This window comes from Actinomadura miaoliensis, assembly GCF_039536785.1.
GTDB lineage: Bacteria > Actinomycetota > Actinomycetes > Streptosporangiales > Streptosporangiaceae > Spirillospora > Spirillospora miaoliensis.
Genome location: NZ_BAAAZG010000002.1, coordinates 319,376 through 340,874 on the forward strand (window position 1 = coordinate 319,376; position 21,499 = coordinate 340,874).

The window sequence follows — 21,499 nt, forward strand, 5'->3', positions numbered from 1 at the left end:
CTCGGCCGCTGAAAATTCCCGAACTTGTCCGCTAAAAAGGTGATCTCACGTGGGTGACCGGGACGAGGGGCGGCGGCGTGGGAACTGTTGACGACGCGATGCGGCTGGTGCGGTACCTGTGTTGTGACACGAGGACCGCCAGATACGGGCCCTTCGAGGAGTTCGACGAAGAAGCCTGGGACGAGCTGCTGCGCGGCTGCCTGTTCTCGACCCAGCTGCTCACCACCGACGAGCACGACCCCAAGCTGGTCGATCTGCAGATCTATCTCGGATTGTCCGAGCTCGGTGGGCTCCTGTGGAGCCAGGAGATCCGGGCGTTGTCGAGGGTGTCGGGCCTCGGGCATCCGGCGCTTCCTCAGTTGCTGTCCGGAGGATACGAGGACGCCGACGGCATCCAGGCCACCGGCGTGGGAGTCGACGGCGTCGCGTTCGTCGCCACGGAGGGGGCCGACGACACGCTCGCCGGCAGTGGCAGGACGGAGGTCTACCGCGCCGACCGGGTGGAGGCGCTGCGGCAGTTCGCGCATCTGGCCGACGGCCTCGCCGTCCTGCACGACCTGGGCCTGTCGCATCGCAACCTCTCGCCCTGGACGATCGATGTGGTGCACGGCGGGGACGGCGACTCGCCGACGCTGCGGCTCGCCAGGTTCGAGCTCAGCTCGTTCGTCTCCAGCCTGCTCAGCGGAACCTCCGTGGATTCGGCCCTGGACCGCTCCGAACTCGCTGGGCTCGTCCTGAACCGGGGACCGGAGCCGCTCGCCTACCTCGCCCCCGAGAGGGTGCGGCATCTGCTGGCGACCGAGGGAGACGTCACGCAGGTGGAGAGCGCGAAGGCCGACGTGTACTCGCTGGCCGCGATCGTGTGGGAGTGGTTCGTCGGACCGTTCCCGGCCGAGCTGCTGCCCCGTGCCGTCCCCGAGGACGAGTCCGCGATGATGGCGACGCGAGAACTCCTGGACGAGCTGAACGATCGGCTTCGCCGGGACCTGCGGGCCGCCGACGTACCGGAGCCCCTGCGCGCGCTGCTGCACCGCATGCTCGACCCGGTTCCGGCGGGACGGCCGACCGCCGCGGAGGTCGTCAACGATCTCGGCGCCGCCCACGACGCCATCCTGAGCTGGTACGGCGACGTCAACAGCGAACGTCCCTACCTGGTGGTGCACATGCCCGCGCACAGCCAGGCCACGTTCGGCAACTGGGGGTGGCTGACCTTCGACACCGGCACCCCCGAGGGGCTCCGGGAACTGCACGACCTGATCGTCACCGACCTGCGGCGGGCCCGGATCGCGCACTCGCCGAGCGGCGCCGAACCGTTCGTCGAGGGCGGCGAGATCGAGCCCAAACGCCGGGCCACGGTGATGCTGGTCGGCGAGCGTGTGGTCTGGTTCTGCGAGCCGTACCGGGAGCCGGACCCCGCCACCGGGCAGCCCTCCGGGTCGCCGCTGGACGAGGCGCTGGTCATCAAGTACGTCGCCCGCCGGGACCTGGCCACGGTCCGCACCAAGCTGGACGACCTGCTGCCGGTGTCCCGGCCCCGGCTGATGCCGGAGTTCAAGCTGATCAAACACGGTCTGCCCCGGGCGGTGCTGCGCAAGGAACTGAAGGACAGACCGTCGTGGAAGCCGCTGCTCGACAGCGTGCGGCCGGCCGGCAGCGTGTCGCAGGCGGAGCTGGACTACCAGCGAGCCATCGACTGGCTGCTGGAGTTCCAGGGGGTGGAGCTGCAGGCGCGCTGTTACCCGTACCGGGTCGACCCCGCCCCGGGGCCCCACGGCGAGGTGTTCGTCTACTGGGACCGCGAACGCGACCGCGAACGCATCCACCGTTCCGCGTTGTTCACCAAGTACGTCCGCCAGCCCGGCCTGCGTCCGGTCTTCGGCGACTTCTTCGACAACCTGGAGAACGAGGACGGCAGTTCGGAGGTCGAGCTGTTCACCAGCGAGACCGGCCGCAAGCACGAGGGGTCCCGGGAGTCCCGCGCGACCGTCGTCCGCAGGGAGGGGCCCGACCGGCTCGTCATCCGCCGCGAACCCGGCGCGCCCCCGGTCCCGCCGCAGGGCTGGATCCGCCCGGTGGACGACATCGGCGCCGAGGCGGTCCACCGACGGCAGATCGACGCCCGCTGGGAGCTGTTCGCGCTGCGCCCGCTCACCAGCCGGTTGCGCAACCCCGAGGCGATCCGCATGCCCAACCGCTGGCCGACGGCCGGCAAGGATCTGATCGGCAGCGGACCGCGCGCGGTCCACGACATGCTCACGTTCGACCCGTTCTTCGCGCTGCAGGGACCGCCCGGCACCGGTAAGACGACCGTGACGTCCCGAGCCATCGCGGCGTACCTGGAGCAGGAGCCGACCCACCGTGTCCTGGTGTCGGCGCAGTCCAACTTCACCCTGGACAACCTCGCCGTACGGATCCTGCGCGACATCGGGGCCATGGACGACGACGGTCCCACCGACCGGGGCGAGAACGTGCCCATCGCCCTCCGGGTGGTGTCGCAGCGCGCGACCCCGGACAAGGAGGTCCAACCGTGGCTGCGCGACAACCTGGTGGTGCGGCAGACACGGCAGATCCGCACGCACGTCGAGCGGCAGCTCGCCCGCGGGGTGGACGATCGGCTGCGGCCGGTGCTGTCGGACTGGCTGGCGCTGCTGCGCGGCGACGGCGGCGAGTCGGTCAAACCGGAGCTGGCCGACCGGCTCCAGCGCGGCGCCAACATCGTCTTCGCGACCTGCGGCACCGCCACGCCCCGTGACATCGGAGTCACCGCCGGGGCGACCGCGTTCGACTGGGTGATCGTGGAGGAGGCCGCCAAGGCGTGGCCGACCGAACTGGCGATCCCGCTGGTGCGGGGCACCCGCTGGACGCTCATCGGGGACCAGTCGCAGCTGCCGGCGCACCGCCGGGACGAGGTGGTGCGCTTCCTCGACTCCTGCGTCGGCGACCCCAGCCCGGCGGTCGCGGTCCCGGCGGACAAGCGCCAGGCCTACGTCGACGCCTTCGACCTGTTCCGGCATCTGTTCGACGCGGGCAAGCGCCCGACTCTCGGGCCGCGGCCGGTGTCGCTGCTGACCACGCAGTTCCGCATGCGGCCGGCGATCGCCGAGGTGGTCAGCCGCGTCTTCTACAACGACGGCGGCGGGCCGCTGCCGGACGGGCTGCCGCGAGGGCTGCTCGAGACCGGCCGCGATCCGGGGCCGGTGCCGCTCCAGGCGCCGGGGCGGCTGCGCGGACGCTCCCTGGTCTGGATCGACACCGCCGACCTGCCGAACTGCTCCGAGCGGCCGCACTGGGTCAACGACGGCGAGGCCGAGGTCGTGAGCACGTTGTTCCGTGAACTGCGTCCCGAACCGCTGCCGAACCGCGACGGGTTCAGCGCCGAGCCGGTGGCCGTCCTCACGCCCTATCGCCAGCAGTTGCACAGGCTCAAACAGCATCGCGACCTGGAGCCGTACGCCTACACCGTGCACGCGTTCCAGGGACGGGAGGCCGACATCGTCATCGTCTCGCTCGTCCGCGACAAGATGCACGGCGACGGTACGGTCGCCGCCGCGAGCTACGGCCATCTCGCCCGGCCCGACCTGATCAACGTGATGTTCTCGCGCGCCAGGAAGCTGCTGGTGATCGTCGGCAACTTCGCCCACTACCAGCGGTACCGGGACGACGACGGCGACTTCTGGCAGCTGGTCTGCCGGGGCGTCCAGCAGTACGGGACCGTCATGAACGCGGCGCAGGTGCTGAAGCCGGTGGAGGACAGGTGAGCGAGACGCGCGTGACTGTGTACGTGCCGTGCGACGTCGTCGAGGTCAAGGTCAGGGTGGGCTACGGCGACTCGCTGTCGGCGATGGAGGAGCTGGTGCTGCGCGCCGTCCACGCGGGGCAGAGCGACGTCGCCCAGCTCTCGGCGGCGCTGGGGCTCCCCCGCCGGCTGGTCAACGACTTCATCTACGACCTGTGGCGTCATGACCATCTGGTCATCGACCCGGCGCGGCGAACGGTCGCCGTGTCGGACGAGGTCGCCCGCTGCCTGGATGCCGGCGAACCCGAGCGGCTGCGCGGCGCCGAGGCCACGCCGGAGACGCTCGAGCTGATGGTGGACAAGCTGACCGGTCTGGTCCGGGCGGCCGCCGGGCGCATGCGGCCGGGCAACGGGCGAATGACCGTCCCCGTCGAGGACAGCGACATCCGGCTGGAGGACGCGAGGGAGGCCGACGTGCTCGCCGCGCTCAACGCCGCGCAGCGCCGGCCCCGCGCCGACGGCGCGGCGGGAAGGGAACGCGCCGGCGCAGCCATCACCGGCCGGGCGCGGCGGGTCCGGTCGTTTCGGATTCCGCCGCGCGACCTCCAGCAGTCCGCGGGCCGCCGGTGGACCCCGCTCCAGGTGGTCCCGGTATGGGATGAGGAGTCCCAGCGGCTCGTCGTGACCGTCACGGACGAGGCGTACCCGGCCGAGCTGCGCGAACCGGCGTCCGAACGGCTCACCCGCCTGGCCGCCGAGTTCCCCACCAAGCCGGTCTTCGTGGAGCTGCGCAAGCGCGCCGAGGCACGGCTGGTCGAGCCGCCGTCCGCGGAGTCGGTGCTGACCCGCCTGGAGCAGCGGGTGACCGGCACCGTGGACATCCCCGCCGGTCAGCGAATGAACTGGCACGACGAGCTGACGGCCGACGCGGACCGGCTGGCCGGACTGCTGCGGGCGCGCGTCGACCGGGAGCTGCCCGCGGAGGTGGTGCCCGGCGACGCGCATCCGGAGATGGTCGTCCGCCTGATCCGCCAGGCCCGCACGCAGCTCGTGATCGCGGGCCCCTGGTTGACCTACGGCGCGGTCAGCAGGGTGCTGGACGAGCTGACCCGGGCCGCCGATCGCGGCGTCGTGATCGTCCTGCTGTGGGGCGCCGACCGGGATTCGTTGTTCGAGGACCAGGACGACAAGGTGCGCAACGCGCTGTACGACCTGAAGTCCGACAGTCCCGGCGGCCCCAGGCGGCGGGTCGTCATCCCGGAGACCTCCGTCGGCACGCACGCCAAGGTGCTGCTGGTGGACGACCGTGCGGCGCTGGTGACCAGCCGCAATCTGCTCTCGTCCAGCGGCGCCCACGCCGAGGTGGGCGTGTTGCTGCGCGCTCGCGGGCCGGGGGAATGCGCTCCGATCGAGGAGTTGCTGCGCTGGGCGCGCCGCTCGGTGCCCTCGTACGACCAGGCGCAGCTGCTGACCGTCCGGCACGCCGACTTCGTGGCCGCGGCGCGTCTGCAGGGTGAGGAGCCCGGCGCCCCCGAACCACAGGACGAGCCGCCCAGCGCCGACGTCAAACCGCCCGACGAGGACCAGACGATCGCCCCCGCGTCCGTACGGATCTGGGCGGAGGGATGGCAGGCGCACCTGCGGCAGTGCCGCGCCTTCCTTTCGTCCCGGACACTTCCGGACGTGCGTGTGGTCGCCGACGCCACCCACCGAGACCTGCTGTGGGTCGCGCTCCGCCGCGCCGCGCGCCGACTCGTGATCGCCTCCGACGGGGCGTCGGCCGAGGTGATCGACGACCGGTTCCTCAGCGCGCTGCGCGGCTGCCTGGACCGCGGCGTCGTGACCACGCTGGTGTACGGCAGCCGGAAGGCGCGTGGCCGGGACGAGGCGCTGGCCAGACTCGAAGCGCTCCGCGGCGAATACCCCGGGCTGCTGCACCTGATCGGCCCCGGGGAGACCGGGCACGGCCGCGACAACCACGCCAAGGTGCTGGTCTGGGACGACGACGCGGTCGTCGGCAGTTTCAACTACCTGTCGTTCGAGGGCCGGTACGGACGGCAGCGGCCGGCCTCCGAGCTGAGCGTCCGGTTGACCGGGCCGGAGGTCGCCGACGCCGTCGCGGCCGCGGTGGGGGCCGCCCCGGTACCGCGCCCTGCCGCCCGGCCGGCGACCGGACCGGCGGCGCCGTCGGGCACCGCCTACGCCGCCGCGCAGCGGATCATCGCGGGGTACCGGGCGGGTGCGCCGCCGCTCGCCGAGCTCGTCCGGGACGTCCTGGCGGCCACGCCCGACCCCTGGCAGGTGCTCGACGCTCTCGACGAGGACGCGCCGGCCGAGGAGCCGGCGGCCGACGACTCACTCAACGGGGACGTGCCGGACGCGGCCGCCCCGCGCGACCTGCTGCGCGTCGTCGCCGCCCGGTGCCTGGCCGACCACTCCGGCCGGGCGGCCGAGGCCGCCGCCACGCGCTGGCTCGCCTGGCTGATCCGTGACCGCTGGCAGGAGGGCGCGTTCGTCGAGGCGGCCGTGCTGCGCCGGACGCTCGCCGACCCGTCCGTCAGCCCGACGGCCGCCCTGACCCTGTTCGGCGCCGCACGCGGAACCCCGGAGTTCGCCCAGGTCCTCGAGGACTTCGTCGTCGGCGAACTCCGGCCCGCCGAGCGGATCGTGGGCGTCGCGGCGGCGGCCGCGGGAACACTGCTCGGCCCCGTCGAGGACCCGGGCATTCTGGAAGTGGTCGCCGACGACCTGGTGGCCGCCGCGTCGACCGCCTGGACCGAGGACGACGCCGCATCGTGGGCGTGTGTCTGGGCCGACTTCGCCGCGCAGGTCCACGCCTACTGGCACGGGGACGGCCAGCGCCCCGGCGCCTACCAGGCCGTCCCGCTCGACGTCATGCGCGCCGGCCTCGGCGGCGCACAGCTGGAGCGCTCCCGGGCCGAGGCGTGGCGCACTCTGGACCGGCTGCTGCAGCACGCCGCCGGCAGCACCTACAACCACACCGTCAGCAGGCGCACGCACCACAGCCTGTTCGACGACGCGACCGGCGAATTCGCCCGGCTGCGCCGGATCCTGGACGAACGCGCCGCCGCGAAGACCGCGTCGCCGCTCCCGGTCGCCCAACGGGACGCGCGCGCCGCCGAGGCGTTGCGCGAGTGGCTGGACGCCCTGCCCACCCATGACATGGCGGCCTTCGTCACCGCGGCGAGCGTCAAGGTGCTGCCCAGGCAGCACACCCCGATGCACGGAAGCCACCTGCGCAGCTATGTGCAGCGGTTGGACCCGATCGTCCGCCAGGTGCGGCACATCGTCCGGGATTACGGCGGCGCCGGCACCGTCGAAGGCGCCGCCCTGCCCGGCGGAACCACCGAACTCGCCCGTTGGCTGGCCGGGGCATGGCCGAGCCTGGAGGACTCCGCGGCCCACCTCCCGGCGACCGAGGCCCGGCTCGTGCGCGAGTTCCTGACCGACATGGAGGACCTGATGAGGTGGGGGGCCGAACATGGATGAGACGCTCGCCGGGATCATCGGCCGATGGCCCGGCCGATGGCGGCATCCGCTCCTGGTGGCGGAGCTGGCGCGCACGCCGTTGGCCGCACTCGACGACCGCCGCGTCGCCGAGTTCGTCCTCGCCGGCCTCGCCGCCCCGGTCACCGAGGCCGAAGGCGTACGCCGGCTGATCGAGGACGGCGAGTTCGCCGCCGTGGACGCGTTCTTCGCCCCCGGGGCCGGCGACGCCGGGGAACCATGGCGGAGCCTGGCGGGGGAATGGACTCGCGACATCCCCGGGCTCCTGGAGGACGCCCGCAAGACGGCCCGCGCCGTCATCGCCCGTGAAGCCGCGGTACTGCGCGAACGCGCCGAGCGCATCGGCCTCGTCCCCGCGGACCTGTCCGACCTCGAAACCGCCGCCGAGCACCGCCTCGCCGAGGCACGCCAGATCCTCGCCGCCGAGGAGCGGCGACTCCGCGACGCGGAGGACGCGCTCGCCGCCGAACTGAGGGGGCGCCTCGGCCCGCAGGATCCACGCACCGAGGCGGTCGAGGCGTGCCTGGCGGCGGGCGAGTTGCCCGCCGCGCGGTGGCTGCTGGAGAACGACCGGGACGACGCCGGGGCGGGCGGGCCCCGCACCGTCCGCCGCGCGCCCCGCTGGCCCTGGTACGGCCACACCGCCGCCGAAGCGCTGAGCTGGTACGACGACGGCGCGCAACTGCCGTTCCCGCAGCTCGCCAGGTTCGTCGGAGCCCGCCGTGACCCGGGCGCCGCCGCCGTCCTGGACCGGCTCCGGGTGCTTGCCGCGCACCCCGACGTGGCCGCCGCCGACGCGTTCGCCACCGCGCTCAGCGGATTCCTCGGCGGGAACCCGCGGTCCGCGGTCGACGAGCGGGACGGCGGGTTCGTCACCACCATCGACGGGCTGGACGACACCCGCCTGCCACGCCTGTCACTGCTGCGCGAGTCCGGCGTCCCGCTGTGGATGGCCGGTGCCGACGTGCCCCCGCCGGCCGACCTCACCCCGCCGATCATCTGGTTCGTCCCCGACAATGCCGAGGAGCTCACCGCCCCCGCCGGAACGGCTGTGCTCGACATCCCGGGGCTGCTGTGCCTGCTCGCCCCGACGGACGACGACCTGCCCACCAGCATCCCTGACCGCCGCGTCAACCTGCTGCGCGCGCTCGTCCCGCAGCTCGGCCTGGAGGCCGTGACCGACACCGCCGGCGGGCTCGAACTGAACGACGCCCGTCCCCGCGAATCGCTGGCATGGCTGCTCGACCTGCTCGGCATAGGGGCCGACGCCGTCGTGCTCGACACGCTCACCTACGAGACCGGACGGCACCCGCTCGCCGTCCCCGCCGTCCTCACCCCCCTGCTCAGGTCTCTGCGCGACCGAGGCGCCTACGAACTGGCCACCGCCGACCTGGAGGCGATCCGCACCCCCGAGGCCCGCGCCCGGCTGCGTGCCCTGCTGCTCGCCCCACTGGACGCGGCCCAACGGGCCCTGCTCGGGCTCGCCGGAGCCCTCTTCCCGTCCGACCCCTTCGACGCCGTCGAACTGGCGTCCTGCGCGCACCTCGTCGGCCTCCCCGAAGAGACCGCCCCCGAGCAGCTCCTCCAGCCGACCGCGACCGCCGACGCACTCGTGACCACGCATTTCCTGGAACACAACGGCGACCAGTACCGGATCGCCCGGTCGGGCGTCGGGGACCTGGCACGCGCCGGAGCAGGCTGGGACCCGGCCGAATTCGCAGCGGAAGCACTCGAGCGACTGCAGTACGGCCTCGGGGACGCGCACGACGTCTGAGCACGGGCGTGCCGCGGCTCGGCCGAGCCCACTGCCGGTGCGTCAGCAGGCGGGTCCCCTGCCCACCGCGGGCGGCCAGGAGGCGCCTTCGGTGGGCAGGGGGCGGGGTCAGAAGTCCTCGTCGAAGGCGACCGAGCCCTCGATTCCGACCTGGTAGGCCGAGACGCGGCGTTCGAAGAAGTTGGAGAGCTCCTGCACGTCCTGGAGTTCCATGAAGCCGAACGGGTTGGCGGTGCCGTACCGGCGGGGCATGCCGAGACGGGTCAGCCGCTGGTCGGCCACGTATTCGAGGTAGGCGCGCATGTCGGTGGCGCTCATGCCGGGCAGTCCGTCACCGCACAGGTCGTGCGCGAAGGCCAGTTCGGCCGCGACCGCCTCTTCCAGCATCTCGGTGACCTGGGCGGTGAGCTCGTCGTCGAACAGTTCCGGCTCTTCGGAGCGGACGGTGTCGACGACGGAGAACGCGAACTCCATGTGCATGGACTCGTCGCGGAACACCCAGTTGGTGCCGCTGGCCAGGCCGTTGAGCAGGCCGCGGGAGCGCAGCCAGTAGACGTAGGCGAACGCGCCGTAGAAGAAGAGCCCCTCGATGCAGGCGGCGAAGCAGATCAGGTTCAGCAGGAACGCGCGCCGGCGCCCGGCCGTGTCGAGGACGTCGAGCTGCGAGATGGAGTCGATCCACTTGAAGCAGAACTCGCCCTTCTGCCGGATGGAGGGGATGTGCTCGATGGCGGCGAACGCCTGCCTGCGCTCCTCGTCCTCCTTGAGGTAGGTGTCCAGGAGCGTCAGATAGAACTGGACGTGGACGGCCTCCTCGAACAGCTGCCGTGACAGGTAGAGCCGCGCCTCCGGCGCGTTCAGGTGCTTGTAGAGGTTGAGCACCAGGTTGTTGGCGACGATCGAGTCGCCGGTGGCGAAGAAGGCGACGAGCCGCTTGACCAGGTGCAGCTCGTCGGCGGTGAGTCTGTCCAGGTCCGGCAGGTCGGAGGCGAGGTCGACCTCCTCGACGGTCCAGGTGTTGCGGATCGCCGCCCGGTAGCGGTCGTAGAAGCCGGGGTAGCGCATGGGACGGAGGGTCAGGTCCATCCCGGGGTCGAGCAGGGTCACTGGCAGGCCTCGCAGATCTCGGGGTTCTCCAGGGAGCAGACGACCGCCTCGGTGTCAGAAGCGGTGTCAGACGCGGTGTCAGGGGTGATGGCGGTGGGAGCGGCGGCGGCGACCGTCGTCTGGGCGATGCTGGTCGCCGGACGCGAACGCAGGTAGTAGGTGGTCTTGAGGCCGGCCTTCCACGCGTAGGCGTACATCGAGGACAGCTTGCCGATGGTGGGGGTCGCCATGAACAGGTTCAGGGACTGGGACTGGTCCACGTAGGGCATGCGCGCGGCCGCCAGGTCGATCAGTGCCTTCTGGGGGAGTTCCCAGGCGGTGCGGTAGAGCCGTTTGAGCTCGTCGTCGAGGTCGGGGATGTGCTGGATCGAGCCGCCGCCGCGCTTGATGGCGTCCCGGGTCTCCTGCGTCCACCGTCCGGCGGCGCGCAGGTCGGCCACCAGGTAGCGGTTGATCTGCAGGAACTCGCCGGACAGCGTCTCGCGCTTGAACACGTTGGAGACCTGCGGCTCGATGCACTCGTAGCAGCCGGCGATGGACGCGATGGTCGCGGTCGGCGCGATCGCGACCAGCAGCGAGTTGCGCAGTCCGACCTCGGCGACGCGCCGGCGCAGCGCGTCCCATTCGGAGGTCTTGCGGGGCGCGGCCGGGAAGTGGTCGGGGTGCAGCACGCCGCGCGCCGCGCGCGTCCGGTCGAACGCCGGGTGGGCGCCCAGTTCCTCGGCCAGGTCCGCGGAGGTGTTGTAGGCGGCCAGCGCGATCTCCTCGGCGATGGCGGTGGACAGCTCCAGCGCCTCGGGCGAGTCGAACGGCAGCCGCAGCGTGAAGAACACGTCCGCCAGGCCCATCACGCCCAGCCCGACCGGACGCCACTCGGTGTTGGTCGCGGCCGCCTCCGGGGTGGGGTAGTAACCGCGGTCGATGGTCCGGTCCAGGAACCGGACGGCCACGCGCACGGTCTCGCGCAGCCGGGCGAAGTCGAAGCCGTCCGGGGTGACGTGGCGGGCCAGGTTCACCGAACCCAGGTTGCAGACGGCGGTCTCGGTGTCACTGGTCACCTGGAGGATCTCGGTGCACAGGTTCGACAGGTGCACCACGTTGCCGGGCTCGGCCGTCTGGTTGCAGGTCCGATTGGCCGGGTCCTTGAAGACCATCCAGCCGTTGCCGGTCTCGGCGAGCGTGCGCATCATGCGGCCGTACAGGCGGCGCGCCGGGACCTGCCGCACGTAACGGCCCTCGGCCTCGGCCCGGCGGTAGGCGGCGTCGAAGTCCTCGCCCCACAGGTCGGTGAGCTCGGGCACCTCCTTGGGGTCGAACAGCGACCAGTCGGCGTCGGCCTCCACCCGCCGCATGAACTCGTCGGGGATCCAGTTGGCCAGGTTCAGGTTGTGGGTGCGGCGCTGGTCCTCACCGGTGTTGTCGCGCAGCTCCAGGAACTCCTCGACGTCGGCGTGCCACGGCTCCAGGTACACGCAGGCCGCGCCCTTGCGGCGGCCGCCCTGGTTGACCGCCGCGACCGAGGCGTCCAGCGTCCGCAGCCACGGGACGATGCCGTTGGAGGTCCCATTGGTCCCGCGGATCAGCGACCCGCGGGAACGGATCCGCGACCAGGAGATCCCGATGCCGCCGGCGTACTTCGACAGCCGCGCGACCTGCCCGTACCGCTCGTAGATCGACTCCAGCTCGTCGCGGGGGGAGTCGAGCAGGAAGCACGACGACAGCTGCGGCCGGCGCGCGCCGGAGTTGAACAGCGTGGGCGAGGACGGCAGGTACTCCAGCCGCGACATCAGCCCGTACAGCCGGCCTGCCTCGGCGACGGTGTCGGCCAGCCCGCACGCCACGCGCATCAGGAAGTGCTGCGGGCGTTCGATGACCTTGCGCGTGTGCGGGTGACGCAGCAGGTAGCGGTCGTAGACCGTCCTCAGTCCGAAGTACTCGAACCGGTCGTCGGCGGTTTCGTCGACGAGCGCGTCCAGCTCGGCGGCGTGCGCGGCGACGAACGCCGCGATCGCGTCGTTGAGCAGGCCCTGCGCGTGCGCGAGACGCACCGAGGAGCTGAACGTGCCGACGCCCTCCCCGGCGGCCTCGTCCCGGATCAGCTCGGCGAGCAGCGCGGCCGCGACCCGGGACTGGCCGGGATCGGCGCCGACCCGCGCGGCGGCCTCCCGGACCGCCAGTTCGCGGTCGTCGACGGTGGCGGAAACAGTCATCTGCTCTCCCTCGGGCGACGCCCTTCGGGCACGCCGGAAGGAGGGCACGACGAACGCGCCCGCCCACCGGCGTTCCCTCGAGGCTCGTGGACCACTTACGGTCGCGGGCAGGTCTTCGGACTCGGGGGCACCCACCACGGACCTACCGGCCGTCGCTTCCCAGGCCGTGCGGCCCAGTGCTCTGTGACGGCTTTCGTTCCCCTTCACCGCTGCGGGGCAGTCCCGGATTCGCACCGGGTTCCCTCTCGCGCCACCCCGTGAGGGGCGGACCCGCAACACCTGGAACTCTACATCTAGTGGCAGGAGTGAATGCAACCTCTAGATGTTGTGGGAGTGTCGCCAGAGACGGCGCGACGGAACGTCCGCGACCCGCGACGCTGCGGCGCCGACCGCCCAGCCGCATGCTCGGGCCGGCGCGGCGGCAGCAGCCCGTGGCCGTCACCAGGTCGGGCAGGCGCGGCGCGGCCCACCGGGCGCCCGAACCGCGGCGCGTCAGCGCGCCCTGGCGACCGTCAGCAGCGCGGCGGCGTCTTCGACGGCTTCCAGGCCGTGCCGGGCGGGCGGCACGATCAGCAGGTCCCCGGTCATGCCCTCCCATGTGGTGTCACCGCTGTGCAGCCGCACCCGACCGCGCAGCACCAGCACCGTCGCCTCACCCGGGTTCTCGTGCTCGGCCAGCGAAGCGCCGGCGCGCAGTGCGATGAGGGTCTGACGCAGGGTGTGCTCGTGGCCGCCGTAGACGGTCTCGGCACTGCGGCCCGCCGGTGACGCCGCCGCGCGTTCCATGTGCTCGCGCACCCGGGCGTCAAGGGAAATCTTCTGCATGAGGTTGCCCTGCCGTTTCCGTGTCAGTAGCGGACGCCGATGCGGCGCCGACGGCGCCCGGCTCGGTGCGATGCGCTGCAACGCGGCTGCGCTAGGAGATGTAGGGCCGCCACAGATACCACAGGGAGGTCGGGGCACTCGGGCCGACGGGCCGACGACGGAGTCGTGCAGGGGGTCGTCAGGAGCCGGCCTCGTCGGTGCGGGCGCCGGCGAGGACGGCGTCCAGCAGCCCCGGATAGCGGGCGTCCAGGTCTTCCCGGCGCAGGGTCAGCAGGTTCTCCCGGCCTGAGGGCTCCTGGATGATCACGCCGCCCTCGCGGAGCACGCGCCAGTGGTGGGTCATCGTCGACTTGGCCGTGATGCCCAGCTCGGCCAGCACGCTGCCGCAGTTGTGCTCACCGCCGCCGTCCAGCACACGGACGGCGGCCAGCCGCACCGGGTGGCCCAGTGCCGACAGCACCGCGTCGATGCGGATCTGGTCGCGGTCCGGATGACGGTACCTCATTGTCCCATCGTACGTTGATAGTCGAACAATCGCCCGGATTCCCTTGCCTCACCATACGAATGTACGTAATTATTCGTACGGTCGTACTCGTCGGCGGGCTCGTCCGCCGGCCCGTTTCCCTCCAGACCCCGAAGGGTGTCCTCTGGCATGTCCGCTGTTCCGAGGCCGGCCGCAGGCCGGCGACTGGGCTGGATCCTGACCCTGCTGGCGCTCGCGCAAGTGGTCTACTCGCTGGACCTCAACATCGTGTTCGTCGCGCTCCCCGAGATCGGCGCGGAGCTGGGCTTCCCCGGCCAGACCCAGCAGTTGGTGGTCAGCGCCTACGTGGTGTTCGCCGGCGGGTTCCTCCTGTTCGGCGGCCGTGCGGCCGACCTGCTGGGCCGCCGCCGCGTCTTCGTGTTCGCCCTTGCCCTCTATGCCGTCTCGTCGCTGGCCGGCGGCCTCGCGCCGTCACCCGCCACGATCGTCGTGGCGCGGGCGGTGCAGGGGATCGGCGGCGCCCTGCTGCTGCCGTCCACCCTGTCACTGATCAACACGTTGTTCGCCGAGGGGCCGCAGCGCAACCGGGCGCTGGCGGTCTGGGGTGGCGCGGGTGCGAGCGGCCTGACCATCGGGGCGCTGCTCGGCGGTGTGCTGACCGAGCACTTCGGCTGGCCCGCCGTCTTCTACGTCAACGTGCCGCTGGCCGCTCTCGTGGCGCTGGCCGCGTTGGCGGTGATCCCGCCCGACCCGGCCGGCAGGCAGCGGCGGCGGTTCGACCTGCCCGGCTCGCTGACCGTCACCGCGGGTGCCACGCTGCTGGTGTTCGCCCTGGTCCAGGGGCCCGAGCAGGGCTGGACGAGTCCGCTGGTGATCGGCGCGTTCGTGCTGGCCGCCGGGCTGCTGGCGGCGTTCGCGGCCATCGAGGGGCGCAGCGCCGATCCGCTCATGCCGTTCCGGCTGTTCCGCAACCGCAGCCTGACCGGCGGCATGATCATCACGTTCATCTACATGGCGACATTCGGCGTGCTGCCCTACTTCCTGACCGTGCTCATGCAGAGCGTGCACGGCTACAGCGCGCTGCAGACCGGACTGGCCTTCCTGGTCCCCTCACTGGCGATCGCCACCGGCACACAACTCGGCGAGCGGCTGACCACCCGGATCGGCCTGCGCACGACACTGCTGATCGGCTTCGCGATCGGGGTCGTCGGCACGGCCGGCATGGCGATCGGCTTCGACACCGATGCCGGCTACGGACGGCTGGTGCCCGGGCTCATCGTCTCCGGCGTCGGCCAGGGCATCGTCTGGACGGCGATGTGGATCGCCGCCGCGACCGGCACCGCCGCCCACGAGCAGGGCGTCGCCAACGGCATCGCCTCCACCGCCCTCAACATCGGCAACGCCATCGGTCTGGCGGTGTTCACCGCGCTCGCCGACATCGGCACCGAGGGCAAGACCGGCGAGGCACTGCGCTCGGCCACCGCCCACGGCGAGTTCGTCGTGGTCCTGCTGACCGCGGCCGGAATGGTTCTGGGCCTGCTGGTCAGCCTCGCCCTGCCGCGCACCACCACACCGGCCCCGACCATCACCGAAACGCCCGACCCCGCACACCTCGCCGCACGCTGATCGAACCAACCCCATCCGCGATCGGCCTGGGGATCGGCGGTGCGCCACCGGCCGCACCGCACTCCTCCGCATGACCGCCGCCGGGCCGGAGATCCCGGCCGCGGGCCACAGCACCAGCGCGCCCGCCGGACGATCGTCGCCGAAGGCGGGATCGCCCGGCGGGCAGTCGGTCGTCGTGCCCGGCGCAGCCGACCGCCCGCGCCGGGCCGTCGGCCACCACACCGGCGGCCGAAACCGCCATGCCGCGTCCTGTCGGGGTCGCCGTCCCAGACTCTGGCGCATGGAAGCGCGGCCACCGTTGCCGTCGCTCGAATCCGGCCCGGTCAGCGGGTGCTCAGGCGGCCACCCCCTCGACGATGGAGCACGGTGTCGGCGTGTCGATCACGCGGGTCAGCCGCAGCCCGGCCGCGTTGAACAGAGCCTCGAAGTCCGCGCGGGTGCGCTCCCGGCCGTTGAGCACCGTCATCATCAGCATGTCCAGCGTCCGGCCGAAGTGCGGGGTGCCACCGGGCGGCAGTACCGCGTCGATCGCCAGCACCCGGCCTCCGTCGGCCATCGCCGCCCGGCAGACCTTCAGCAGTCGCACGCACTCGTCGTCGGTCCAGTCGTGCAGGATGTACTTGAGCAGGTAGACGTCGCCGCCGGGGGTCACCGTGTCGAAGAAGTCCCCGCCCTCGGTCCGCCAGCGTCCCCGCAGCTCCGCGACGTCCAGCACGTGGCCCCCGGCCAGGACCTGCTCCTGGTCGAACAGCACGCCCGTCGCGGCGGGGTTGCGGCGCAGCACCTCGGCCAGCAGGCCGCCCCGCCCGCCACCGACGTCGACGATCAGCGCCTTCTCGGGGAAGTCGTAGGCGGCGGCCACCGGCGGGTCCTGCCAGTGGGAGAACCGCGACATGCCGTCGGCGAACCGCATCCCCACCTCGGGTTCGGCATTGAGGTAGTCGAAGAACGGCGCGCCGTTGACATCGGCGAACACCGAACGGCCCAGGCGTACCGCGTCCACCAGCCGCCCGAACGCCGCCCAGAACGCCTCGTCGGTGAACGTCAGGACCGAGGCGCGCATCGAGTTGGGCACGTCGGAGCGCAGCGGCTCGCCGCGGGGGGTCAGCCGGAACCGGCCGTCGCTCTCCACGGCGAACAAGCCGAGCGAGGCCATGAAGTGCAGCACCCGCTCCAGGTACGGTGCGTCCGTGCCGGTCAGTTCCGCGAGCTCGGCGGCAGTGCGCGGCCCGCCGGCCAGATGGTCGGCGACCCGCAGCCGGGCCACCGCGTGAACCGCGACGCTGCGCAGGTACGCCAGCGCATGTCCGGCCAGCTCCAGCTCCGGCGAGCCGCCTGCCACATCGGATGCCGAGTCGTTCAGGATGGCCTCCTCGTCATATCCGTGTCGATCGCTGTCCGCGTTGGAGATCATTCTGGCGAAAAGCGGCACGGCGCGTGCTCACCGGGTAGGCGATCTGTTACCTACAACCTCAATCGCGACGGCTCCCTCAATCCACCCCAACAGCCCGGCGATCGAGGTGATGGAGCACTCGGACCGGGGCGGCATGTCCCGGCCCGCGCATGGCAGTTCCTCGTTCACCACAGCCGGTCGTCCCCCGACCCCAGCCGCAGACCCGCGCGCCGCCCAGCCCCTCCCAGACGCCGCGCGGCCGACCCGACTCTCGAACAGAAGCCCCGCCGGACGCGGTCGCGTCCAACCCCGCGTGGGCGGCGAACCTGGCCGCGACGGCCGACATCCCGGCCGCCACCGCGGACAACCTGGTCTGGGCGACGGGGTGCTGGTCGCTCCCCGACTCGCTTCGGCAACATCGCCGCCCAGCTCAAGCAGTTCCTCGACACGCTGGGACCGGCATGGCAGCAGGGCCTGCTGGCCGACAAGGTCTGCAGCGGCCTCACTCACCTCCGCCGGCACCGGCCACGGCGGGCACGAATCCACTCTGCTGCCCCTGTCTCACACCTTCCACCACTTCGGCGGCGTCCTCGTCCCGCCCGGCTACACCGCCCCGCCAAGTTCGCCGACGGCGACCCCTACGGCACCTCTCACTGCGATCAGGGCGGCACCGCCCCCGTCGACGACACCGCCCGCGCTGCCGCCCGTGTGCAGGACGAACGCATCGTCAGGTTCGCGCACGCCATCAAGAACGCGAGCCAGGCAACCCGCGGTCTCCAACTGCGTATCTGGCTCCGGGTCGGCTTCCACATGCAAAACGAGATCCCGTCCGATCGAAAGAATTGGACGGGATCTCGCACCCACCCCACCAGGGTCCCTACCCCAGGCCGCCCCGGCAGCGCGACCTGCCTTCCGCCCGCCCACGCCGCACCGACGGACTCGCCGCCCACGCCCTCGAACGCACCCTCCGACGCCTCGAACTCGCCCTTCATCCTCGGCGTCCTCTGGGCTCCGGGGCCGCCGCCGTTGGCAGGGCGCTTTCGTCGTCGGCGGCGTCCTCGGGCTGGCTGCGTTCACCAAAGACTCTTTTCAAAGGCCGGGGGCGGCCCCGGTGCATTTAAAAGAGTGGGATCGTAACTGGCTAGGGGAGAGTGCCGCCGACGTTGCGGATCATCTGCTGGAGCACCTTGAGCGCGGTGACGTAGTCGGCGTCGTCGATTCCCTGGTGAATGCGCTCGCGGATCGCCGGGGCGTGCCGCTTGAAGTCGACGCGGGCCTCCTCTCCCGACTCCGTGATCCACAGTCGTCCCTCGTCGTCGCGGGTGAGCCAGCCACGCTCCAGCAGGACCTTCGACTCGGCTTCGAGGTCGTCCTCGGGTCTGATGTAGGAGCTCATCGCCTGCCGCAGCTCGGGCACGGTCATGCCGTGACCGTCGGGGGAGATGTCGTTCTTCGACAGGTTGCGCAGCAGCCAGTATTGGGGCTGGGTGAAGCCCAACTCGGCCTGCCGGGCACGCGTGAAAGCGATGAGGGCCTCGTAGGCCACTCCGGTCCAGTACGCGGCCGGCTGTGCGGCGAGTTCGGCATCGGTCATCTGCTGAGTCGTCATAATGAGGTCCCCCCTTTAAAGGATCACCAATGCGAATACCGTAGAACCTCAAGTTAGGTTGATGTCAAAACCTCAACGGAGGATGCGGGCCGCTTCGTGGAGCGCCCTGGCCGAGGCGAGGCCGATGAGCCCAGCACGAGTTCAGGCCCGATCGTGGGTGCCCAAGCGTCGCCTCTCAGGCGAAACGACAAGGAGCAACGGCCCACGTGGGCACGCTGCTCCGACTGCCGAGCTTCCTCAGCGCAGGGTGGACTCGGTGTAGGGGGTCAGGACGACGGGGCCCAGCAGGCCGGTCCGCTGCTCCGGCAGGCGATGTGTGGCGCCCCCGGCGGCCTTGACCGCGTTGTAGAGGGTGGTCGAGACGGTCACGGTGATGGTGTTGGCGCCGGGGCGCAGCCGCCCGCCGAGGTCGATGCGGTAGATGTCGCTCTGGTGCGCAAGGCCACATCTGCGCCCAAAGCAGCGGCGCCGCCTGATCGTGCGGCTGGGCTCGACTCGCCTGCTCGCCTGGGGCGACCGCTCTGCGCCCCATGGCCGCACGGAGTGCTGCGGGACGGTCAGCGACGCAGGCGGGCGTTGAGCCGGGCGGCCTGGCGCGTCAGGTGGTCGCGCTCGGCGAGGTTGGGGGCCTTTTGCGCCGCCTCGGCGTACAGGCGTGCCGCCGTCACCAGGTCGCCGTCGCGCTCGTGGAGGTAGGCCGCCACCGCGGCGTACCGGGGCAGTGAGTCGTCCAGCGCCGCGAGCGCCGCCAGGCCGGCGCGCGGTCCGTCGGCCTCACCGACGGCCACCGCGCGGTTGAGCCGGACGACCGGGCTGTCGGTCAGGCCCGCGAGCTCGTCGTACCACTCGACGATCTGCACCCAGTCGGTCTCCTCGGCGGTGGGCGCGTCGGCATGCAGGGCCGCGATGGCGGCCTGGGCCTGGAACTCGCCCAGCCGGTCGCGGGCGAGGGCCGCCTGCAGGATTTCGACGCCCTCGGCGATCAACTGGGTGTCCCACCGGCCGCGGTCCTGCTCGGCGAGCGGCACCAGGCTGCCGTCCGGCGCGGTTCGGGCCGCCCGCCGGGCGTGGTGGAGCAGCATGAGGGCGAGCAGCCCCGCCACCTCGGGATGGTCGATCGCGGCGGCGAGCTGCCGGGTGAGCCGGATGGCCTCGGCGGCGAGGTCGACGTCGCCGGAGTAGCCCTCGTTGAAGACCAGGTAGAGGACGCGCAGCACGGTGGCGACGTCGCCGGGCTGGTCGAACCGCACACGGGAGACGGTGCGCTTGGCCCGGCTGATGCGCTGCGCCATGGTCGCCTCGGGCACCAGGTAGGCCCGGGCGATCTGGCGGGTGGTCAGCCCGCCGACGGCGCGCAGCGTGAGCGCGACCGCGGACGACGGCGTCAGCGACGGGTGGGCGCACAGGAAGTAGAGCTTGAGCGTGTCGTCCACCGCCCGCGCGGGCCCGGGTGCCGGCTCCTCGTTGACGAGATCCTCTCGCCGGCGCCGGGCGGCGTCCGCCCGGGTCGCGTCGAGGAACCGGTTCCAGGCCACGGTGACCAGCCAGCCCTTGGGGTCCCGCGGCGGGTCGGCTGGCCAGACGCGCAGCGCCTCGACCAGCGCGTCCTGCACGGCGTCCTCGGCCGCCGCGAAGTCGGCTCCGCGGCGGACGAGGACGCCGAGGACGCTCGGCGTGAGGCTCCGGAGCAGAGCCTCGTTCACCTGAGAGCTCACTCGGTGATGGTGGGCGGCGCGGTCAGGAACGGGCGCACCTCCAGCCACTCGTGGATCGGCTTGCCGCCCGCCCCCGGAGCGGCCGACAGCTCCCCGGCCAGCTCGATGGCGCGCTCGTAGCTGTCGACGTCGATCACCATCCAGCCGGCGATTAGGTCCTTGGTCTCGGCGAACGGACCGTCGGTGACCGGCGGGCGGCCCTCGCCGTCGTACCGGACGAACGTGCCCTCGGGGGCGAGCGCCTGACCGTCGACGAACTCGCCGGTCTCCTCCAGCCGGGCCGCGAAGTCGTGCATGTACTGCATGTGGGCCGAGATCTCCTCCGGCGTCCACTGGTCCATCGGCACGTCGTTCACCGGAGCCGGGGCGCCGCGGTAGTGCTTGAGCAGCAGGTACTTGGCCATCGTGGTTCTCCTCGGTGCTGGCGCAACCCATTCTGGTCGCGTTCACCCCGGGGACGGAGCCGGTCACGGGTTCTCGACATCGCCGTCCAAGTTTTTTTCGTGGACGAGCCCGCGCGAGCCGTCCCGCGCTGTCCGGGCCCACGGCATAGCCGACGCGAGGCCCCCAGGATCAGCAGCGCCCCCACCGCTGGGACAGCCCAATCGTGCGCCGCCGGGCCGCCGCCGACACCACAAGGCCCGGCGATTGGTGCACGTCCCACGAACCGATGCGGCGGATACGACCTCACCGCGTTCCCAGTTGGCCTGTCCGGCGGTGGGGCTGAGCCTCTCGCTCGTCACGGGCATACGGGCGACATCGACCGGGCCGTTGCCCGCGTTGCTCTCTCCAGCGGGCTGTCGAGATCCGGCTCTATCAGTGGCATTGCTGCTTGCCGTGGGGGTCGACGTCCCGGGAGGTTCGGCGTCTCGTTCCCGGGCGGGGCTCGGGGATCAGTCGGCGGTGCGGGCCGGGCGGGTCGTCCAGACCTGTGCCGCCAGGACGGCGCCGGCGCCGAACAGCGCCACGCCGAGGGGGACGTGGACGGCGACGTTGCCGTTGCCCCCGACCACGAACTGGATGCTGGTGAACACGAACAGCAGCGCGGTGACGGCCAGGTACCGTCCTGATCCGCGGCCGACCCGCCACACCAGGAAAGCGGCGATGGTCTGGAGGACCAGCGCGATCGTGACGACGCCGCCCGTGGCGTGGTGCAACTGGCTGCCGTCCTCGTCGGACAGGAGTAGTCCGGCGGTGATCCCCTGCGTCAGCAGCGCGGCGGCCAGGAACACCGTGGTCGCCCTCATCAGGCCGAAGAAGCGGGGAGGCAGGGCCCGCTCCGCGTGAGCCGGGGAGGCCGACCTGATCGGTGATGACATGGGATCACTCCTTGGTGGTCGTGGTGCTGGGTGGGGAAGGGCAAAAAGCCGCGGCCGCGCAGGAAACGCCCTGCTCAGTCGGCTGGCGATCCCGAGTCCGGGCTGCTCCCGTAGGACTGGGCGACGGAGTCTGCGTCGCCCGCAAAGGCGGCCTTCGTGGCCATGGATGCGCA

14 protein-coding genes and 1 riboswitch are annotated in these 21,499 nt (G+C 71.9%); of the genes, 4 read left to right on the plus strand and 10 right to left on the minus strand.

The features are described 5' to 3' along the window. The first annotated feature begins 77 nt into the window (after nucleotides 1-77). From ABD811_RS05990 to ABD811_RS06000, 3 genes are read left to right on the plus strand one after another with little or no spacing between them, the layout of a single operon-like run. Nucleotides 78-3,758, plus strand: a complete 3,681-nt coding sequence (locus tag ABD811_RS05990; protein ID WP_344941995.1) for an AAA domain-containing protein — start codon at nucleotides 78-80, stop codon at nucleotides 3,756-3,758. Further along, entirely contained in the window at nucleotides 3,755-7,246 is a 3,492-nt protein-coding gene (locus ABD811_RS05995; protein WP_344941998.1) for a phospholipase D-like domain-containing protein, read from the plus strand. The genes ABD811_RS05990 and ABD811_RS05995 overlap by 4 nt, the downstream gene beginning before the upstream one ends. Next, the gene (locus tag ABD811_RS06000) at nucleotides 7,239-9,038 is read left to right on the plus strand and encodes a hypothetical protein (protein WP_344942002.1); all 1,800 of its coding nucleotides are present in this window, start codon (nucleotides 7,239-7,241) and stop codon (nucleotides 9,036-9,038) included. Before ABD811_RS05995 ends, ABD811_RS06000 begins: the two co-directional genes overlap by 8 nt. Nucleotides 9,039-9,146: 108 nt before the next feature. Here the strand turns inward: ABD811_RS06000 and ABD811_RS06005 are convergent, their stop codons facing one another. The 4 genes from ABD811_RS06005 to ABD811_RS06020 form a co-directional block, all read right to left on the minus strand. Beyond that, nucleotides 9,147-10,145 (minus strand): ribonucleotide-diphosphate reductase subunit beta, encoded by a 999-nt coding sequence (locus tag ABD811_RS06005; RefSeq protein ID WP_344942006.1) that lies wholly within the window; start codon nucleotides 10,143-10,145, stop codon nucleotides 9,147-9,149. Further along, on the minus strand, nucleotides 10,142-12,355 hold the full coding sequence (locus ABD811_RS06010) for a ribonucleoside-diphosphate reductase subunit alpha (protein ID WP_344942008.1): 2,214 nt from the start codon (nucleotides 12,353-12,355) through the stop codon (nucleotides 10,142-10,144). Before ABD811_RS06010 ends, ABD811_RS06005 begins: the two co-directional genes overlap by 4 nt. A gap of 89 nt (nucleotides 12,356-12,444) precedes the next feature. After that, a riboswitch (cobalamin riboswitch) is annotated at nucleotides 12,445-12,644 on the minus strand. 203 nt (nucleotides 12,645-12,847) lie between these two features. Next, complete coding sequence (locus tag ABD811_RS06015; RefSeq protein WP_344942010.1) at nucleotides 12,848-13,180, minus strand: cupin domain-containing protein; 333 nt, start codon at nucleotides 13,178-13,180, stop codon at nucleotides 12,848-12,850. Nucleotides 13,181-13,358: 178 nt separating this feature from the next. Next, the gene (locus ABD811_RS06020) at nucleotides 13,359-13,685 is read right to left on the minus strand and encodes an ArsR/SmtB family transcription factor (RefSeq protein ID WP_344942012.1); all 327 of its coding nucleotides are present in this window, start codon (nucleotides 13,683-13,685) and stop codon (nucleotides 13,359-13,361) included. 147 nt (nucleotides 13,686-13,832) lie between these two features. Here ABD811_RS06020 and ABD811_RS06025 point away from each other — a divergent pair, with 147 nt between their 5' ends. Continuing rightward, the gene (locus ABD811_RS06025) at nucleotides 13,833-15,290 is read left to right on the plus strand and encodes an MFS transporter (protein ID WP_344942015.1); all 1,458 of its coding nucleotides are present in this window, start codon (nucleotides 13,833-13,835) and stop codon (nucleotides 15,288-15,290) included. 334 nt (nucleotides 15,291-15,624) lie between these two features. On the opposite strand, the gene ABD811_RS06030 is transcribed toward ABD811_RS06025, so the two are convergent. From ABD811_RS06030 to ABD811_RS06055, 6 genes are all read right to left on the minus strand, one after another. Further along, a complete protein-coding gene (locus tag ABD811_RS06030; RefSeq protein ID WP_344942018.1) occupies nucleotides 15,625-16,704 on the minus strand; it encodes a methyltransferase in 1,080 nt (359 codons plus the stop codon). 1,120 nt (nucleotides 16,705-17,824) lie between these two features. Next, nucleotides 17,825-18,292 carry a MarR family winged helix-turn-helix transcriptional regulator gene (locus ABD811_RS06035; protein WP_344942021.1) on the minus strand — a complete coding sequence of 156 codons (468 nt, stop codon included), beginning with the start codon at nucleotides 18,290-18,292 and terminating at the stop codon, nucleotides 17,825-17,827. A 237-nt stretch (nucleotides 18,293-18,529) separates the two neighbouring features. Further along, entirely contained in the window at nucleotides 18,530-18,661 is a 132-nt protein-coding gene (locus ABD811_RS06040; RefSeq protein ID WP_344942024.1) for a hypothetical protein, read from the minus strand. Between the two features lie 188 nt (nucleotides 18,662-18,849). Then, nucleotides 18,850-19,995, minus strand: coding sequence for an RNA polymerase sigma factor (locus ABD811_RS06045; RefSeq protein ID WP_344942368.1), 1,146 nt, complete (start codon nucleotides 19,993-19,995; stop codon nucleotides 18,850-18,852). An 8-nt stretch (nucleotides 19,996-20,003) separates the two neighbouring features. Beyond that, nucleotides 20,004-20,411, minus strand: a complete 408-nt coding sequence (locus tag ABD811_RS06050) for a YciI family protein (RefSeq protein WP_344942027.1) — start codon at nucleotides 20,409-20,411, stop codon at nucleotides 20,004-20,006. A 489-nt stretch (nucleotides 20,412-20,900) separates the two neighbouring features. Further along, entirely contained in the window at nucleotides 20,901-21,326 is a 426-nt protein-coding gene (locus tag ABD811_RS06055) for a hypothetical protein (protein ID WP_344942030.1), read from the minus strand. Nucleotides 21,327-21,499: the final 173 nt, after the last annotated feature.

Bases quoted from the DNA above. Each gene is read 5' to 3' on its own strand.
- ABD811_RS06035 (WP_344942021.1), bottom strand. From the start codon at position 18,292: ATGACGACTCAGCAGATGACCGATGCCGAACTCGCCGCACAGCCGGCC.
- ABD811_RS06000 (WP_344942002.1), top strand. From the start codon at position 7,239: ATGGATGAGACGCTCGCCGGGATCATCGGCCGATGGCCCGGCCGATGG.
- ABD811_RS06025 (WP_344942015.1), top strand. From the start codon at position 13,833: ATGTCCGCTGTTCCGAGGCCGGCCGCAGGCCGGCGACTGGGCTGGATC.
- ABD811_RS06010 (WP_344942008.1), bottom strand. From the start codon at position 12,355: ATGACTGTTTCCGCCACCGTCGACGACCGCGAACTGGCGGTCCGGGAG.
- ABD811_RS06020 (WP_344942012.1), bottom strand. From the start codon at position 13,685: ATGAGGTACCGTCATCCGGACCGCGACCAGATCCGCATCGACGCGGTG.
- ABD811_RS06030 (WP_344942018.1), bottom strand. From the start codon at position 16,704: ATGATCTCCAACGCGGACAGCGATCGACACGGATATGACGAGGAGGCC.
- ABD811_RS06050 (WP_344942027.1), bottom strand. From the start codon at position 20,411: ATGGCCAAGTACCTGCTGCTCAAGCACTACCGCGGCGCCCCGGCTCCG.
- ABD811_RS06015 (WP_344942010.1), bottom strand. From the start codon at position 13,180: ATGCAGAAGATTTCCCTTGACGCCCGGGTGCGCGAGCACATGGAACGC.
- ABD811_RS06055 (WP_344942030.1), bottom strand. From the start codon at position 21,326: ATGTCATCACCGATCAGGTCGGCCTCCCCGGCTCACGCGGAGCGGGCC.